The 16,812-nt window shown below is 62.3% G+C and carries 18 protein-coding genes and 1 pseudogene; 9 read left to right on the forward strand and 10 right to left on the reverse strand.

The genetic code is table 11. From position 1 onward, the window contains the following. Positions 1-27: 27 nt before the first annotated feature. Positions 28-1,413, reverse strand: coding sequence for a cystathionine beta-synthase (locus ACSW29_RS13990; protein WP_230814199.1), 1,386 nt, complete (start codon positions 1,411-1,413; stop codon positions 28-30). A gap of 80 nt (positions 1,414-1,493) precedes the next feature. Between ACSW29_RS13990 and ACSW29_RS13995 the strand changes: the two genes are divergently transcribed. After that, positions 1,494-2,456: an SGNH/GDSL hydrolase family protein gene (locus tag ACSW29_RS13995; RefSeq protein WP_347874305.1), complete on the forward strand. Its 963-nt coding sequence runs from the start codon at positions 1,494-1,496 to the stop codon at positions 2,454-2,456. Positions 2,457-2,577: 121 nt separating this feature from the next. Continuing rightward, on the forward strand, positions 2,578-3,795 hold the full coding sequence (locus tag ACSW29_RS14000) for an acetyl-CoA C-acetyltransferase (RefSeq protein WP_019744600.1): 1,218 nt from the start codon (positions 2,578-2,580) through the stop codon (positions 3,793-3,795). Between the two features lie 66 nt (positions 3,796-3,861). Here ACSW29_RS14000 and ACSW29_RS14005 read toward each other — a convergent pair whose 3' ends face one another. The 7 genes from ACSW29_RS14005 to ACSW29_RS14035 form a co-directional block, all read right to left on the reverse strand. Continuing rightward, on the reverse strand, positions 3,862-4,617 hold the full coding sequence (locus tag ACSW29_RS14005; protein WP_448277514.1) for an enoyl-CoA hydratase/isomerase family protein: 756 nt from the start codon (positions 4,615-4,617) through the stop codon (positions 3,862-3,864). Positions 4,618-4,738: 121 nt separating this feature from the next. After that, the gene (locus ACSW29_RS14010; RefSeq protein ID WP_317827200.1) at positions 4,739-5,587 is read right to left on the reverse strand and encodes a Bax inhibitor-1/YccA family protein; all 849 of its coding nucleotides are present in this window, start codon (positions 5,585-5,587) and stop codon (positions 4,739-4,741) included. A 194-nt stretch (positions 5,588-5,781) separates the two neighbouring features. Then, the gene (locus tag ACSW29_RS14015) at positions 5,782-6,918 is read right to left on the reverse strand and encodes a class I SAM-dependent methyltransferase (protein ID WP_347874307.1); all 1,137 of its coding nucleotides are present in this window, start codon (positions 6,916-6,918) and stop codon (positions 5,782-5,784) included. A 73-nt stretch (positions 6,919-6,991) separates the two neighbouring features. Next, a complete protein-coding gene (locus ACSW29_RS14020; RefSeq protein WP_448277515.1) occupies positions 6,992-7,678 on the reverse strand; it encodes a nitroreductase in 687 nt (228 codons plus the stop codon). A gap of 68 nt (positions 7,679-7,746) precedes the next feature. After that, positions 7,747-8,652, reverse strand: a complete 906-nt coding sequence (locus ACSW29_RS14025) for a TIGR03619 family F420-dependent LLM class oxidoreductase (RefSeq protein WP_448277516.1) — start codon at positions 8,650-8,652, stop codon at positions 7,747-7,749. 3 nt (positions 8,653-8,655) lie between these two features. Then, positions 8,656-9,507 carry an SDR family NAD(P)-dependent oxidoreductase gene (locus ACSW29_RS14030; RefSeq protein ID WP_448277517.1) on the reverse strand — a complete coding sequence of 284 codons (852 nt, stop codon included), beginning with the start codon at positions 9,505-9,507 and terminating at the stop codon, positions 8,656-8,658. A 46-nt stretch (positions 9,508-9,553) separates the two neighbouring features. After that, on the reverse strand, positions 9,554-10,219 hold the full coding sequence (locus tag ACSW29_RS14035; RefSeq protein WP_317827205.1) for a GGDEF domain-containing protein: 666 nt from the start codon (positions 10,217-10,219) through the stop codon (positions 9,554-9,556). A gap of 281 nt (positions 10,220-10,500) precedes the next feature. Between ACSW29_RS14035 and ACSW29_RS14040 the strand changes: the two genes are divergently transcribed. From ACSW29_RS14040 to ACSW29_RS14070, 7 genes and pseudogenes are all read left to right on the forward strand, one after another. Next, a complete protein-coding gene (locus ACSW29_RS14040) occupies positions 10,501-11,178 on the forward strand; it encodes a TerD family protein (protein WP_230814208.1) in 678 nt (225 codons plus the stop codon). 289 nt (positions 11,179-11,467) lie between these two features. Then, entirely contained in the window at positions 11,468-11,662 is a 195-nt protein-coding gene (locus ACSW29_RS14045; protein WP_347874310.1) for a hypothetical protein, read from the forward strand. Between the two features lie 927 nt (positions 11,663-12,589). Next, a complete protein-coding gene (locus tag ACSW29_RS14050) occupies positions 12,590-13,276 on the forward strand; it encodes an ammonium transporter (RefSeq protein ID WP_214885212.1) in 687 nt (228 codons plus the stop codon). A gap of 827 nt (positions 13,277-14,103) precedes the next feature. Next, a complete protein-coding gene (locus ACSW29_RS14055; protein ID WP_448278156.1) occupies positions 14,104-14,595 on the forward strand; it encodes an HNH endonuclease in 492 nt (163 codons plus the stop codon). A 57-nt stretch (positions 14,596-14,652) separates the two neighbouring features. Continuing rightward, the gene (locus ACSW29_RS14060) at positions 14,653-14,997 is read left to right on the forward strand and encodes a DUF2510 domain-containing protein (protein ID WP_448277518.1); all 345 of its coding nucleotides are present in this window, start codon (positions 14,653-14,655) and stop codon (positions 14,995-14,997) included. A gap of 11 nt (positions 14,998-15,008) precedes the next feature. Next, positions 15,009-15,092, forward strand: a pseudogene (locus ACSW29_RS14065) (DUF2510 domain-containing protein); the annotation flags it as partial. 48 nt (positions 15,093-15,140) lie between these two features. Further along, complete coding sequence (locus ACSW29_RS14070) at positions 15,141-15,662, forward strand: hypothetical protein (RefSeq protein WP_448278177.1); 522 nt, start codon at positions 15,141-15,143, stop codon at positions 15,660-15,662. Positions 15,663-15,776: 114 nt separating this feature from the next. Here ACSW29_RS14070 and ACSW29_RS14075 read toward each other — a convergent pair whose 3' ends face one another. Together ACSW29_RS14075 and ACSW29_RS14080 are read right to left on the reverse strand one after the other, a co-directional pair. After that, a complete protein-coding gene (locus tag ACSW29_RS14075; protein WP_448277519.1) occupies positions 15,777-16,364 on the reverse strand; it encodes a zinc ribbon domain-containing protein in 588 nt (195 codons plus the stop codon). An 18-nt stretch (positions 16,365-16,382) separates the two neighbouring features. Continuing rightward, complete coding sequence (locus ACSW29_RS14080; protein ID WP_448277520.1) at positions 16,383-16,709, reverse strand: recombinase family protein; 327 nt, start codon at positions 16,707-16,709, stop codon at positions 16,383-16,385. Positions 16,710-16,812: the final 103 nt, after the last annotated feature.

Genomic DNA, 16,812 nt, shown 5'->3' on the forward strand with positions numbered 1-16,812 from the left:
CGCCGGTGCCGGCGCAGGAATCCGAACTCAGGAATCCGAACTCAGGAAACCCAGGAGATCGTGGCGCGTGATGACACCGACCGGCTTGCCGTCGTCGACGACCATGAGTGCGTCGGTGTCACCGAGCGCCTTCGTGGCAGCCGAGACCGGCTCGCCGGAACCGATGAGCGGGAACGGCTTGCTCATGTGCTTCTCGACGGAATCCGCAAGGTGCGCACGGCCTTCGAATACCGCGCTCAGCAGATCTCGCTCGGACACACTTCCGGCGACCTCGCCTGCCATGACCGGCGGTTCCGCGCCGACGACGGGCATCTGGGACACGCCGTACTCGCGCAGGATCTCGATCGCGTCGCGCAGGGTCTCCGACGGGTGAGTGTGAACGAGGTCCGGCAGCTCGCCCGACTTGCCGCGCAGAACGTCGCCGACGGTGGGGACGTTCGTCTTGCCGTCGAGTGGGGTGCGCAGGAATCCGTACGACGCCATCCACTGGTCGTTGAAGATCTTGGACAGGTAGCCGCGGCCACCGTCCGGGAGGAGCACGACGATCAGGGCGTCGGGGCCCTCGCGCTTGGCTACTTCGAGGGCGGCGACGACGGCCATACCGCAGGAACCGCCGACCAGCAGTCCCTCTTCACGGGCGAGGCGACGCGTCATCTCGAAGGAATCGGCGTCCGAGACGGCGATGATCTCGTCCGGGATGGACGGGTCGTATGCGGTCGGCCAGAAGTCTTCGCCGACACCTTCGACGAGGTACGGGCGACCGGTGCCGCCGGAGTAGACGGAGCCTTCGGGGTCTGCGCCGATGACCTTGACCTTGCCGCCCGAAACTTCCTTGAGGTAGCGGCCGGTGCCGGTGATGGTTCCGCCGGTGCCGACGCCCGCGACGAAGTGCGTGATCTTGCCGTCGGTGTCGGCCCAGATCTCGGGACCGGTGGTCTCGTAGTGGCTCTCCGGTCCGCCCGGGTTGGAGTACTGGTTGGGCTTCCAGGCGCCGGGGATCTCACGAGTAAGTCGGTCGGAGACGCTGTAGTAGCTGTTCGGGTTGTCCGGCGCGACGGCCGTGGGGCACACGACAACCTCGGCGCCGTAGGCACGCAGGACGTTGCGCTTGTCTTCGCTGACCTTGTCGGGGCAGACGAAAACGCACTTGTATCCACGCTTTTGCGCCACGAGCGCCAAGCCGATTCCGGTGTTGCCCGAAGTCGGTTCGACGATGGTGCCGCCAGGCTTCAGTTCACCCGAAGCCTCGGCTGCGTCGATCATCTTGACGGCGATGCGGTCCTTGGAGCTACCGCCCGGGTTGAGGTACTCGACCTTGGCTGCCACCGTGCCGAAGTTTTCGCCCGTGACGGACGTGAGCTTGACGAGTGGGGTGTTGCCGATGAGGTCGACGACGTGTTCCGCGATGCGCATTCGTCCATGTTCCCAGATGAAAGAAAACGGTGCGCGCGGACGTCGGGCGAAGGTGGTGCAATCCGGCTAGATTGGCAAGTGTGAGTCGAACCGGACTGAAAGCGTCGGTGGCCACGGTGGTGGCCGGATCGAGTGCAGGCACGCTCTCCTGGTTGGGCTACAACTATCTGATGTCGCAGGCAGGTGCGGCGCGTGGGGTGATCGGTCGCAATATCGCCAAGCCACCCGAGGCGGACGGTGTGTACGCGCCCGGCGCCGACAACCCGGAACTCTGGTGGCGGGCCGTGCCCTTCGATCTCCACTTGATGATCTTCGGCGATTCGTCTGCAGCCGGCGTCGGCGCGCTGACGGCGTCGGACGTTCCGGGTGTGCAGGTCGCGAAGCTGCTCGCGAGTGAAACCGGTAAACGAATCCGCTTGAGTACCAAGGCCATCGGCGGCGCCACCTCACGCGGGTTGAGCGGGCAGGTCGACGCCATGTTCGTCGCCGGCCCTCCCCCGGACGCTGCGGTGATCCTGATCGGCGCCAACGACGTCACCGCCAAGAACGCGATTCACGCTTCGGCAAAACGCCTCGGCGACGCGGTACGACGCTTACGCGAGAGCGGCGCCGTCGTAGTTGTCGGCACCTGCCCGGATCTGGGGGTGGTCACGGCCATCCCGCAACCTCTGCGCTCCGTGGTGCGTGAATGGGGTCATCGTCTCGCGCTCGCCCAGGCGGCCGCGACCAGAAACGCCGGGGGTCATCCCGTTCCGCTGGCTGACCTGCTGGCCAAGGAATTCCTGGCCTCGCCCGACACGATGTTCTCCGCCGACCGTTTCCACCCCTCCGCAGCCGGATACGAACTCGCGGCGAAGCAGATCGTCCCGGTTCTCGCGTCGGCTCTGGGTGAATGGCAGGGTGGTCCGCTACCCGAACTCCCCCACGTCTCGGAGGCGGCGCAAGCTCGCACCGTCGCGGCCCGACTGACGGCGGCGGCAACCCAGTGGAAAGCCTTCGCGCGACGCACCAAACCTGCAGGTCAGCGCCACGACGTCAACTGAGTGAGACTGCGTGACCACCATCTGGGAGTGGCAACGTAAATTGTAAGTCGAAGCTGCATTCAACTTGCCCTGCTCGACGGCGTTTCAAGCCGCCCGCGAGCAGTACACAAAAGGAGTTTTCATGCCCGAGGCAGTAATCGTCTCAGCAGTACGGTCGCCCATCGGCCGCGCAATGAAGGGTTCGCTCAAGGACATCCGCCCGGATGACCTCGCAACTCAGATGGTTGCCGCCGCGTTGGCAAAGATCCCCGAGCTCGACCCCACCGAGATCGACGACCTCATGCTCGGTTGCGGCCAGCCCGCCGGCCAGTCGGGCTTCAACATCGCCCGCGTCGTCGCCGTCCAGCTCGGCTACGACTTCCTCCCCGGTGTCACGGTCAACCGTTACTGTTCCTCCTCGCTGCAGACCACCCGCATGGCACTGCACGCCATCCGCGCAGGCGAGGGCGACGTCTTCATCTCCGCCGGCGTCGAGTCCGTCTCCAGCTTCATCACGGGCAACGCCGACGGCCTGCCCAACACCAAGAACCCGCTCTTCGACGCAGCCCAGGCTCGTAGCGCCAAGCTCGCCGAAGGTGGAGTCGCCTGGACCGATCCTCGCGAAGAGGGCCTGATCCCCGACGTGTACCTGGGCATGGGCCAGACCGCGGAGAACGTCGCGTCCGCCACCGGCATCACCCGCGAAGACCAGGACCGCTGGGCAGTTCGCAGCCAGAACCGCGCCGAGGAAGCCATCGCTCGCGGCTTCTTCGAGCGTGAGATCACCCCCGTCACCCTCGCCGACGGCACCGTCGTCTCCAAGGACGACGGCCCCCGCGCCGGCACCACCTACGAAGGCATCAGCGGCCTCAAGCCCGTCTTCCGTCCCGACGGAACCGTCACCGCGGGCAACGCCTGCCCGCTCAACGACGGCGCAGCCGCATTGGTGATCATGTCCGACACCAAGGCAAAGGCACTCGGCCTGACCCCGCTCGCTCGCATCGTCTCCACCGGCGTTTCGGGCCTGTCCCCCGAGATCATGGGCCTCGGCCCGATTCAGGCCGTCAAGAACGCCCTGAAGATCGCCGGCAAGTCGATCTCCGACATCGACCTGTTCGAGATCAACGAGGCATTCGCCGTGCAGGTCCTCGGATCCGCTCGCGAACTCGGCATCGAAGAAGACAAGCTCAACATCTCCGGTGGCGCGATCGCACTGGGCCACCCCTTCGGTATGACCGGTGCCCGCATCACCAACACCCTGATCAACAACCTGCAGGAGCAGGACAAGACCTTCGGCGTCGAGACCATGTGTGTCGGCGGCGGACAGGGCATGGCAATGGTGATCGAGCGCCTCAGCTGATCCCCTGAGCACGTAGAAAGCGGCCGCCCGGCTTCTACCGGGCGGCCGCTTCCGTGTGGTCGTGTTTCAGGTAGTCGTGAATTTCTGAGCAAAACTCCCCAACTCGCGAATCAACGCTCGTGCAGCGTCGTCCTCACGCTGAACTGCGGCGCGGGCTTCGTCGGCCCAACCGTGGCGGAGCAGTCCCTTGGCGGCAAGCACTGCCGGTCCGATGTTGGCCGCAATCTGCTCGGCGCTCTCCCGAGCACGGATGTGAACCTCGTCGGCCGGTACGGCGTCGGTCGCCAGTCCGTAGGCGGCTGCTTCGACGCCGCTGAGCCACCGGGCCGACAGGATCAGCTCGGCGGCGCGCTGCGTTCCGATCACCTTGGGCAGTAACCAACTACTGGCAGCTTCGGGAGCTGTACCCAGCGACGTGAACGGCGCCCGTAGACGTGCGTCCTCGGCGACGTAGACGACGTCGCAGTAGAGCAGCATGGTCAGGCCGATGCCCACGGCAGCGCCGTGCACCGCGGCAATCAAGGGCTTCGGGAACTCCACCAGCGCGACGATCAGCGGCGCGAATGCGTGGCCGAAGTCTGTATTATCCGTGCCTGGTTCGGCGAGCGCACGCAGGTCGACACCACTCGAAAAAGCCTTGCCTGCACCCTCGACTATCACCACGGCCACGGAATCGTCCGACGCCGCGTCGTCGAGCGCCTTGGTCAACGCTCGAAAGCCGGCTGCGTTGAAAGCGTTCAGGCGGCTCGGGTTGTTGAAGGTCAGCGTTCGCACCGCTCCGGCATCCGCCACCAGCACGGGTTCGGTGGTGTTTGTCGACATTCGCTCCCCTTTGTTCCAAACCAAGCAGTTGCTAGGTACCCAAGCACCGTAACCGCCCACAGACGACAAAAAAAGGGCCCCTCGCGGGGCCCTTCTTTGGTGTTACGGAACGACTGGAGAACTAGTCGTTGTTGAAGTAGCTCAGCAGACGGAGGATCTCGACGTACAGCCAGACCAGGGTGACGGTGAGGCCGAATGCAACGCCCCAGGCTGCCTTCTCCGGAGCCTGCGCGCGGATCAGCTGATCAGCTGCGTCGAAGTCGAGCAGGAAGCTGAAGGCCGCGATGCCGATGCAGACGAGGCTGAAGATGATGGCAAACGTTCCGCCGTCACGCAGTCCCAGTCCACCCTCGGTGAAGAAGCTGGCGACGAGGTTGCCGAGCGCCAGAACGACAACACCGATGAGCGCACCGATGATCATTCGCGTCAGACGCGGGGTCACCCGAATCGCACCGGTCTTGTAGACCACCAGCATGCCGAAGAACACGCCGAAGGTACCGAGGACTGCCTGCGCGATCAGCATCGATGCGTCGGCGCCTTGGAGATTGAAGGTGAACATGAACGACAGCGCACCGAGGAACAGACCCTCCGCGACGGCGTAAGCCAACACGATTGCCGGGTTGTCCATCTTGCGGCCGAACGTGGCGACCATGACCAGGACCAGGCCGACGAGACCGCCGCCGATGACCAGCGGGCCTGCGAGGTCGGAGTTGTTGTTGACGAGGAAGTACGACACCAATGCCGAGATCGTCAGCACACCGAGCGTGATGCCCGTCTTGGTGACGACGTCGTCGATCGTCATGGCCCGCGAGGTGGGACCGGTCTGGTACGGCTCGGCCGGAGCGTACTGCGGCTGACCGAACTGCTGGGTTGCCTGCGAGGCGCCCGCCGTCGCAGATCCGAACGAGGCGTATCCGTTGCCCTCTTGCTTGGGCAGATTGCGGAACACCGGGTTGCTGGTGGTGCGCACCGTGATCATCCCTTCATCGTGGTGGCCTACGACGGGTGCGTCGCGGGTTCGCCGGACGGATCCGAGTTTCCGACACGGTCCGTGTACCTAACTAAAAGTAAAGCACTCGTAATTTACAACGTCGAAGCATCCGTTGTAGTTCCCGGCGCGTTTCCGGAAGGTCAACACTCTTCGACACTCGTCCCTTTTCGATACTAGGACGGTTTGACCGACTTCATCACGATGAACTTCGCGTTCTTCGCCATCGCCTCACTAGGACCCACCGCGGCTTTCAGCGGTTCGCGATAACCCAGATGCGCGTTGTGGACAGTCCACAGCTCCCCACCGGGGCGCAGGACACGACCAGCTGCTTCGAACATCTTGAGCGCTCCACCGGTGTGAACCGCCGCGCCGACGTGGAAAGGCGGGTTCAACAAAACCAGATCAGTGCTCGCATCGGGCAGCGAGCTCATCGCGTCGTCGCGCAGACCGCTCACCCGATCGCCGACTCCGTTCGCGGACGCGGTCGCCAACGACGAAGCGACAGCTGCCGAGGACTGATCCGTCGCGATCACGTGCACGTCCGGGAACTTGCGTGCGATCGCCGTCGCGAGAATGCCGCTGCCACAACCCAGATCGACCACATCGCTCAACGGGTCGACCGCTATCTTGCCGAGATTCTCCAGCAACAGCCGGGTGCCGATGTCCAGGCTCGCCCCGGCGAACACTGCGCCGTGAGCAACGACGTCGAGATCGAACTCGTCGAGGCGTTCGGTCAACGGGAACGTGATCGCAACATCGGCCTTGGGTTCCGAAGCCTTGAGTACGCGCGACTTTTGACGCCCACGCGAGGCGCTGACGTCGGAAAACGATTCGCCGAGAACCTTGTTCATCGCCGGGGTGATGTGCTTGTCACGCCCACCGGCGAAGACACGAACCGCCGGGTCGGCGTGGAGCGCGATCAGCTGAGCGATCTCGGCAAGTTCGGCGAGGCTACGCGGCAATTGCATGAGCACGACGCGGGCGCCGCTGAGCAACTCCTCGTCCAGTCCGTGGGAGGTGAAGGCGTCACTGAATCCGAGTTCGCGCGCATTGTTCGCGAGGGCCAGCTCTCCAGTGAGCGGATCCTGGTGAACCCGCACGCCGGCGATTCCGTGAACGAGCGCAACACCGGCGGTCAGCGCACCGTAGTGATCGCCGATCACGACGACGGTGCCCGCCGGCGCGGCGGCCAGAGCGTCGGCGGCCTCGTCGAGGATCAGGCGATCGGCCGCGTCGACGGCAAAGAGATTGGGTGCCTCGACATCGGGAAATCGGCGCAGACGATCGAACAGTTCGGGTGTGTCGGACATGCCACCAGTCTTTCAGGTGGAACTGCGCAACACTCAATCCCCCGACCAGCAGGTGATCAGTTCGACATCCCGGTTAGTTCGACATCCACTGCACGACGTTGTCGACGGTTTCGCGTTCGGTGCGGAATCCGTTCACGGGGTGGTCGGTGTCGGGGTATCCGAACGAGATAGCGCACACGACTTTGCGGGTGTCGTCGATGCCGAAGTGTTCGTGAATGAACTTGGAGCTGCCTGCGAGCGCCGCCTGCGGAATGGTGGCCACCCCCAGACTCTGCGCCGCCAGCAGGAAGCTGTTCACGTACAACCCGCAGTCGACGGCTCCGTAGGTGCCCAATGCCTCGTCGGTGGTGATGATCGCGACGTGGGGAGCGCCGAAGAGCTCGAAGTTCTTCATCGTCTGTGCCGCGGAACCGGCGCGGTCACCGTGCTCGATTCCGACGCTCGAATAAAGCGCCATCGCACAGTCGAACCGACGCGACTTGTAGATGCCCTGGTACTCGCGGGGGAACTCGAAGTCCGACTCCTGGGCGTTGGTCATCACGTACTCACCGAGGCCTGCGCGGAATCGTTCTGTGCCCTCCCCTTCGGTGATCGCAACCTGCCACGGTTGCGTGTTGCACCACGACGGCGTCTTCTGCGCCAGCCGAAGGATCTCCTCGATCACCTCACGCGGCACCTGACGGTCCTCGTAGGCGCGGCAGCTGATCCGGGCATCGAGCAACGCTTCCAGGCTCGTATCCACGACGATGCACTCGGTCATGTGTTCTCTCCTCGATCAGGCTGCACTACAACACTTCGCACGATAGAACTATCGCTTCGACGCAATGGTCATCGGGTCACCTTTGCGAAGGCCGACACCAACTCGCCGAACTCCGACATCGCCGTGTCCGGATCCGGATCTACTGCTGCCAGCGCGACCAGCACATCGGTAGCCCCGGATTCGAGCAGCTGTTCGGCACCGATCATCGTCGCCGGGAGATCGATCGAACCGTCAGCCCCGCGAACGACGGTCAGTCGCCCACGGACCTGCAATTCCGCTGGATCGCGTCCGAGGTCAGCCATGGCCTTCCCGATGACGTCGATCCCTTCACGTAGGTCGTCGTCCGCGGCGCCCATGATCGGAATCCACCCGTCGCCCCAGGTTGCGACGCGTCGTACCACGGCCTTGGAGAGCGAACCGGACACCCAGATCGGGATTCCTGCGGACGGCCGGGGCGCGCAGTACACGTCGTCGAACTTCAGGCGAGGTGTGTCGATGCTCGCGGGCGCCGAACTCCACAGGGCCCGGCACACCGCAAGTGCGTCGTCGAGCAGCGGTCCCCTCTTACCGAAGTCCATGCCGACGGCGTCGTATTCGCGTTCCTGCCAACCGGTTCCAACGCCAAGGTCGAGTCGGCCACCGGACAGCAGATCGAGTGTCGCAGCCGTCTTGGCAAGTACCGCTCCCCCGCGCAGCGCCGCGATGACGATTCCGGTACCCAAGCGAATTGTCTTCGTCTGTCCGGCAACAAAAGCCAGGACGGTCAGCGGTTCGAGCCAGTTGGCGTCAGGCTCGGTGGGGAACGCCGACCACGTGTATGCCGAGTTGTCCGAACCCATCACCACATGATCGGTGACGAGGACCCGGTCGAAGCCGGCAGCTTCCGCGCTCTGGCAGACCTGCACGAGTTTCCCGTAGGAGTCCTCCGCGAGAGTGGCGCCGAAGTTGGGAACGTTCAGACTGAAAGTTGTCATGTGTCAAGCCTTTCGGGGCCGGTTGGTCCAGCCGCCTTCTTCGGTGGGGAACCAGCCGCCGGCAGCGTGCGAGCCGCCGTCGACGTGGATGACGGTTCCGGTGATGTATCTCGCCAGGTCTGAGGCCAGGAACAGCGCGGGGCCGGCAATGTCGACGGGCTGGCCCGGTCCACCCAGCGGTGCCCACCCCGGCCACTTGTCCCAGTCGTCGGCAGAGACGATCCTGCGATACGGCACCTGTACCGACTCGATCAGATCCGGGGCAATGGCGTTGACGCGCACTCCGGTTCGACCGATCTCCACACCAAGACTTCTGGTGAACTGTGTGAGCGCCGCCTTGTATGCCGAGTACATCGTGTGGCCCGGGATCGCTCGATGCGCCTCCACCGTCGTGAGGTTCACGATCGATCCACCCAAACCGCGGTCGATCATGCCGGGAAGCAAGGCATGGGTCAGACGCACGACGTGATCGAAATTGATGCTGCCGGCCTCGGACCAGAAACCCGGATCAGTTCCGGTGAACGCTGTCGGCGGTTTCAGGAAATGCCCCACATTGTTCACCAGGACATCTGGTGCGAACTCGGTCAACGCGACGGGGACTTCCGGCACCCGCACGTCGTAGTCGAGATAGGTGATCGAACCACCTGCAGCGGAGTCGAATTCGACGCCGTTCAGCGGAGCCACGTCGACAACCAGAACTGATGCGCCATGCGATGCGAATGCCCGAGCTATCGCTGCTCCGATTCCCTGGGAGCCGCCTGTGACCACTGCCTTCTTACCCACCAGCATCGGCCCTGGGGAGTACGCCGATCCCACCTCCACGAAGACACCCTTCTGCAGTTCGATGTGAATCACTTCGGCGTACCGTCACACATCGATTCGCAAAACGGGCACTAAGTTCTCACTCAGTGGTAGCCGCTACACCCCGCCTGCTCGGACCGCCGAGTCGCCGCCGAGAGATTGCCGGGAGAGCGTCAGGGCGGCAGTACCCGATGCTGTACCCGATCTCCAACCGTGTGCCTGCCACTGTGATCGGATCATGGAGTGCTTCGATGTAGCGGCCGAGCAGAGTTCGCACGTGCGAACTGTCACCCACATCGGTGAAAAGAATCGCGAACTCGTCTCCGCCCAAACGCGCGAACAACTGTGACACCCCTCCGGCTTCGGACAGGCGATCTGCGACCTCCCGCAGAACCGCGTTGCCAACCGTGTGTCGCAGTGTGTCGTTGACCGATTTGAAGTTGTCGAGGTCGAGCATGGCCAACGCGAGACGGCTTTCGCTTGTGTACGGATCGTGCAGCAGTCGTTCCAACCCGGTCCAGAAGCTGTGCCGATTCGGCATTCCGGTGAGTGCGTCCACCCGACCCATCCGTACGATTTCGTCACTCTGCAGTTTCACTTCGGTGACGTCGGAACCGGCTCCTCGCCAGACGAACTCGTCGGACAGGAAAGGCCACAGGCGCGGCAACAGTCCTCTGTCCGGTGGAATCACATACAACGCCGACCCGAGCGTGACGACGAGGTGGACGGCTGCGGCCCATGGCAGCACGCCGAAGGTGACGGCCATCTGTTCACGCGTTACGTCTTCGCGCTGCGCGGGAGTCCGTCTTACTCTCGGGTGCGGTTGCAGACAAGAGAGGACCGACATCACTTACCCCCACTCACACGCCGCAATTTCGAATCGGACGTGCGACTGAGCAATTCTCCCGTAAATGGGCACTGCTGCGTGTCCACGGGTTGAAATTCGGATATGAGGGACAATGGCCGGAGATCGCCGATCACGTCGGTGGAGATTCCTCGACGGGTAACACGATCGGACTCATTCGAGTTCAGACAAGGACTATCACGATGGCAATCGACTACACCCGACGTTCCAGCGAGTCCACACCGTCGCAGGCACCGGTCAGCTTGAGCAAGATCACGCTCACCAAATCAGCGCCGACGGTCAACCTCGCGAAGGCGGGTGAACGACAAGGCAATATGCGCGTGAACCTCAACTGGTCACAGGGAGCGCCAGCGAAAAAGACCGGTTTCCTCGCCAAGCTCGCCGGCGCAGGCTCTGGCGCGGTCGACCTGGACCTCGGATGCCTCTACGAACTTGCCGACGGGTCCAAGGGAGTAGTCCAGGCCTTGGGCAACAGTTTCGGTTCACTGACTTCTCCGCCGTACATCTCCCTCGACGGCGACGACCGCAGTGGTGCGAACACCGGCGGCGAGAACATGCACGTCAATCTTGGTGACCCCAGCGCTTTCCGGCGAATCCTGATCTTCGCGATGATTTACGACGGTGCCCCCAACTGGGCGGCCGTGGACGGCGTCGTCACCCTCTATCCCACCAACGGACCCGAGGTGGAAGTGCGGCTCGATTCGGCCAGCAACCAGGAGCGTTTGTGCGCAATCGCTCTCATCCAGAGTTCAGGTCAGGGCGTGACGGTCACCCGCGAGGTGCAGTACATCAACGGCAGCCAGTCAGATCTCGATCGGGCATACAACTGGGGAATGAAATGGGCGGCCGGACGAAAGTAGGTGTCGCGGGCGGTTTGTCCCCTATCCGAATGACAATGTCCGAATCTTCCACAATGTCGCAAGTTACTGGATAGTGTCGAGAAGTGGGGTCGGACATGAGGGGTCACGCTCGACACCGATAGTGGGTCGGTGACGCTATGTGCTTGGCGACGCCGACGTTCAACAGGAAAGGCCCTCGATTTCCCCCGATATCGAGGGCCTTTTCGTATCTTGCGTCACTGTTCGCACCCTTTCATTAGTTGATCGTTAAACTAGGCGTTCGTCCAACATGCACCGATGGAGAACGTGAATGTCCACGAATTCAGATCGACGCCCGCGCCTGCCCGTGAGAATTGGCTACCTCGCTGCAGGAGTTCTTTTTGTCGCCGCCATGCTCCTACTGGCAAGCGTCGTCAACCCTGACCGGGACCGCGACTTCTCGATGAACCACCTCCCCGCGGGGACGCCGACGACGGCCGTCGTTGCCACGGCTGACCTCGGCTAACGAAGGTACTGGTACGTAAGTGGCGCGCGTCACGAAGTGTGGGTACCTTCAACGCCAATGGTTCGCCGTAGGTCGGTATTGAGAGGGACGGCAAGCCACTGCCCTGCCTGGTTGCCCCACCCAAGCAGGCAGGGCACCCCCGGTAATTCAAGTCTCAAGTAGCTGTTACCCGGGGAAGACTTGTATCAAACCGAGACGAATCGTACATTTCATCCGGCAGTCGGCCTTTCGTCCGACGCCTTCGCCGTCAATGTCGACGGAACTTCTCTGAATACCACCACAAGTCGGCCACTTGTCGTGACCGCATTCGTCCTCGCGAAAGGCTCGCCCATGTTCGATTTCTTCGGCGCAATCTCCGGCTTCTTCGGTCTACTGTTCGGCACCGGCTCGTCGAGCGGAAGCTCGGGAGGAAGCAGCGACGCACCCGTCGCACCGCCTACCTGATCCACAAGCCTCACCCGACGCCGATCCGCCGGGTGAGGCTCTCCCGAATCTCTTTGAAACACAACGTAACAGCACTTCAACTCCACCGACTCTTCTGCGGACCCACGCCGACACACTCCGGCGTCCGGACGGTTTCACCGCAGCGCCTGCAGTAATGGGTCCGATGCCCGCCATTCTCGGTCGAGGCACACCCGCACACCTCCCATCCGACAAGGCAGGTGTTCGCCGTGAGCCGGTGTCCGTTCGGGCAGCGGTCCGGAGATTGCTCGGTCAACCGCATCTCCACATCTTCGCACACATGTTCGATGATTTGGTACTGCACACTGCAATTTCAATTGCACCGGCCGCTTCCGGTCAGCCCGAACGCAACTATCCCTTCTGTCACTTCGGTCTGCTTTAATGCGAAGGCTTTGTCGGGGGTTTACCAATGTCCGAAGTTGTCGAGTTTCTGCGAGCACACGCAGGCGAACACGGGGTTGAACTATGGGTTTCTTCAAGAAGGCGGCTGTGACTGCTCTAGCGGTCGCTGCAGTCGGAGCATCAACAGGGATCGCATCAGCTGATCCGTCGACCGACGTGAATTACGAAGCGAAGGTCGTCGACAAGTCGATCGTCACCACCATCGACGCCGGGCTGTTCAAAGTGTCCGGCGACGGCAAGTCTGTCGTCTTGCAGGACAGCAAGGGCGCCGACCTGGTTTCCCTGCCTCTCGCATACAACCTCGGAGATCTGCAGTTTCCCTTCGATCGCGCGATCAGTGAAGACGGTAAGACCCTCACGCTGACACCGATCACCGATTCGGCGAAGGCCACCCCTCGGCCCGAGAGTGCGCCTGCAGCAAAAGAATGGACGCCAGTAGCGTCGCCTGAGGAAAATGATCGAGCAATCGCGCACTTCCAGAGCCAACTCGGTCTCGGCACTCAGGTCGGGAGCCTGCTCGGCACCATCGTCGGCGCCGGAATCGGTTGCGCTGTCGGTGCTCCGCTGGGCTTGACCATCGTCGGACTCCCCGTCGCCGCGGCACTGTGCTTGGGCGGTCTCGCGACAGGAGCCGGAATCGGCGGGGTCGCCGGAACGATCCTCGGCGGCGGCGGCGCCGCAGTCGTGGCCGGCATCGATCTCGTCAACACGCTGAATGCGCCTGCCGGAACGACTGTCTGGGCCCAGTAGCCACTTGGTGAGCAGTCGTTGCTCCACGAAAAACCCCGCCCGCCCGAATAGGACGAGCGGGGTTTTTCGATATCTCACCGAATGTTGGACTGACCTGTGCCCCCAGTTGGACTCGAACCGACACTTGACGGATTTTAAGTCTGCAGGATACGCGCCAGGTGTCGCCACAGAACGGCCCCACCTGGCTATATCCGGATCCCGACGTCGCTGCGCGCCACAGATCGTGACACGAGTCGTGACAACTTCACGAATTCCTCTACCGAATACAAGGTGCGCTGCGAGAGGAATTGAACCAAGCTGATCGAGCGTCGCCAACTGTCTGGTATGTATCTCCCATGGCAGACAAGTGGCTCAGAGCTTTTCGATCGGCTGGCGATGGCTGCGCACGATGCGGCACCAAGACCCGATTGCTCCAGAGCTATTGCCCCGAGTGCAAGACGTTCGCCAATACAACCCTCGCGCAGTACGCGGCAGCTGCGAGGAACGTGCTGGCGCACTCGGGTCCTCTCTGACCTGAATGGATCGCATTGCACGAATGGCTGTACGGGGCGCGTATTCCTCGGAAACATGCTCTTGACACGATTCGTGGGGACGCACTCAATTGGCTCAACAGGTACGCCACATACGCGCTCAGTGACGGCATCATCACCGACGACGAACTCGCCACCTTCCGACGAGCAGCGCTCGCTTTTGAATTGGAACCCGCCGCGGTCACCCCTATCGAATCTCAACTACTCAGAGAGCAGATGCTCGGTGGGATCCGCCAAGGTCGCCTACCAACCGTTCAAATCTCAGGACTCCACTTGCCCACCGACGAATACTGCTATATGGTCGCCGGCGCAACCCGCTGGCGCGACCTTCAAGCAGGACCCACTCCGACCCAGGGACAACTAGCGATTACCAACCGCAAGATCCGGTTTATCGCTCAGCAGCATGGCGGCGAAATTCCACTAAGCAAGGTGCAGCGGGTGTCATACCTCGACCGGACCACCGTTCTCATCGAGTCGACAGCACGGTCGCTCAGCGGGCGCTTCTCGGTTCCTGATGCTGAATACGCATCCATCCTGGTGGACACCGCACTTCGGATCGATCGCCGAATCCTCCTACCAGACAACGGGGACCGGCCATCGCGGCACATACCAGCGCACGTCAAATCTGCTGTCTATCGGCGAGACCGTGGGGCTTGCGTGGAATGCGGCGCGAATTCCTACCTTGAATACGATCACATCATTCCGTTCTCCAGAGGAGGCGCGAGCACTGAAGGCAATGTTCAACTCTTGTGCCGGGCGTGCAATCTAGCGAAGGGCGCCAGGGTTTAGTTCCACAGTGTCCGGACTGTCTGGTATGTATTACGGACACTTCCCGAAAGGCCAGTCATGGACGACAAGCGAGTTCGCGGCGCCCTCTACCTTGCAGGCGTGCTCGCTTTCGCGATCATCGTTGGTGGCGGCGCATTGGACGAAACATCACCAGCGCAAATATTCCTGTTCCTCATCTTCATCGTCCTCCCGATTACATTCGTCGCCCTCGTAATCCGCGCGCTCATCAGAGTGGGCGACAAGCGGCCACCCGCGGTGCAGTTCGTCGCGCCACCATCAGGCTTGAGTGCGGGCTGGTATCCAGATCAGCAGAACCCCGCATGGATCCGTTGGTACGACGGCACTCAATGGACGCACCACGTCCAGCCGGCAACGACTCCCCCGCCCCCACCGAATTACTGAAAGACGCGACGATGAACTCACAGCCCGGCTGGTACCAAGACCCGCAGAGCCCCACAGTCGTGCGGTACTGGGATGGGCAGCAATGGACCAGCCGAACGCAGGTACGCACGGCGAATCTAGCAGCGGTAAATCCGAAGCCTCCGATGACTTCGTTGACAAAGGTGATCTGGTTTCTCATTGCCTTAGCCGTGGGCGTAGTTGCGCTTATTGTGGGCACAACGGTCGTTGCCAACCTCGCGGGATCGAAGCCTGAAACGATCACAATCGATAACGCCAAAAACGCACAGCTGACGCTACGCAAGGATCCCACCTTCACGGACCCCGCAACGTATGAGGCGATCGACAGTCGAGACTTCGCCTTGGTGGTCAAGAATCCGTGGGCGAATAAAGACCGCCGGATCGTCCTCCACGGAAAGATCTTCCAGTTCGACACGACTACCGGACCCGATCGATTCCTAGCGGACGTCGGCACGTCAACTATTGGTATAGGCAACAATCAGACCGCGCATTTCATCGGGATGAGCAAAGAACTCGACTCGCTAATCGAAGGCGACGAGGTGACCCTGTACGTCGTTGTCGACGGCGAATATGGCTACACAACGACAGCAGATAAGTACACAACTGTTCCTCAGTTTCAGGTCGGCATCATCCAATCCGTCGAGTAGCTGTCACGTCGCGAAGGCCCCACTAAATGGTGAGGCCTTCGCTGCTTTCGGATGTTTATTTGCGCACCATAAAATAGCGAAATCGCGATTTTATCGCCGAATGAAACACAGATCTCAGTGCGTTTTCCAGACGTAGTCGACACGGTGTGGGTCGAGTCCGTCGCGGCCGCGTCGATCGGTGGGTTTGACTGTGAGGTGGTCGACGACGATGGACACGACATCGCGGCGCCGGCGCTTGTCCGCTTCTTCCCACCACTTCACGATGTTCTCCTCTGATGGTTCGGGGAGGTCGATGAGAACTTCCCGTTGCGCCATCTTCAGTTCAGTTGCGGCCAAGTTCGCGCGTACTCGGTCGGTGCCAGCGCGCATGGATTCGCGATCGATGAGTCCGTCGGCGAAGTCCTCCCCCAACGCGGTGAAACGGGCATTGAGTTCGGCTACCCGGTTCTCGCCTTCTTCAAGTGAGCCGAGCTCGTTGATCGACTTCGTCAACGCCTTCCGGTACTTCGGTGACGGCAACCGCGCAAGGACCCGCTCGATGACGTCCGCCTTGAGCAGTTCAGCTTGGACGGACACGATGGAGGGGCAGTCGCTGCTGCGGGTGGAGCAGGCGTAGACGGTGGGGCGGCCGACGGCGGATGCCGCGTACATGGGTCGGCCGCAGCCTCCGCACCTTGCGAGCCCGCCGCCGAGGAGTGCCACTTGGGTTCGGTCGCCGGTTTACTTCGCTCGCTCCGGATCGAGGAGCAGTTCGCACAGCCGCTTGTAGGTTCGGGGCTGCAGGATCGGTGGGATGGTGGTGGCGACTAGTGTGTCGCCGCTCTGCTTCTTTCCGATCATGCGGGGGTTGGTGAGTGCGCGTTTGATGGTGATCGGTTTCCACGCTTTGCCGGAGACGGTGGAGATGCCTTCGGTTTCGAGGTGGTCGACGAGTCCGCGGAGTGAGCCGCCGTCGAGGAGGGTGGCGGCCATCATGCGGATGACTTCGGCTTCCTCGTTATCAAGAAGGCTGGCGTCCCAGCCATCCGCCTTCACGATGCTCTTCACACGTGCGCGACTTTGATGCATCTACGTGGGGTTCCGATCGCCGTCATCGCGGCATGGATGGGGCATGCATCGGCGGCTTTCACTCTGTCGACCTCTGCGCACG

The organism is Rhodococcus sp. GB-02 (assembly GCF_053470465.1).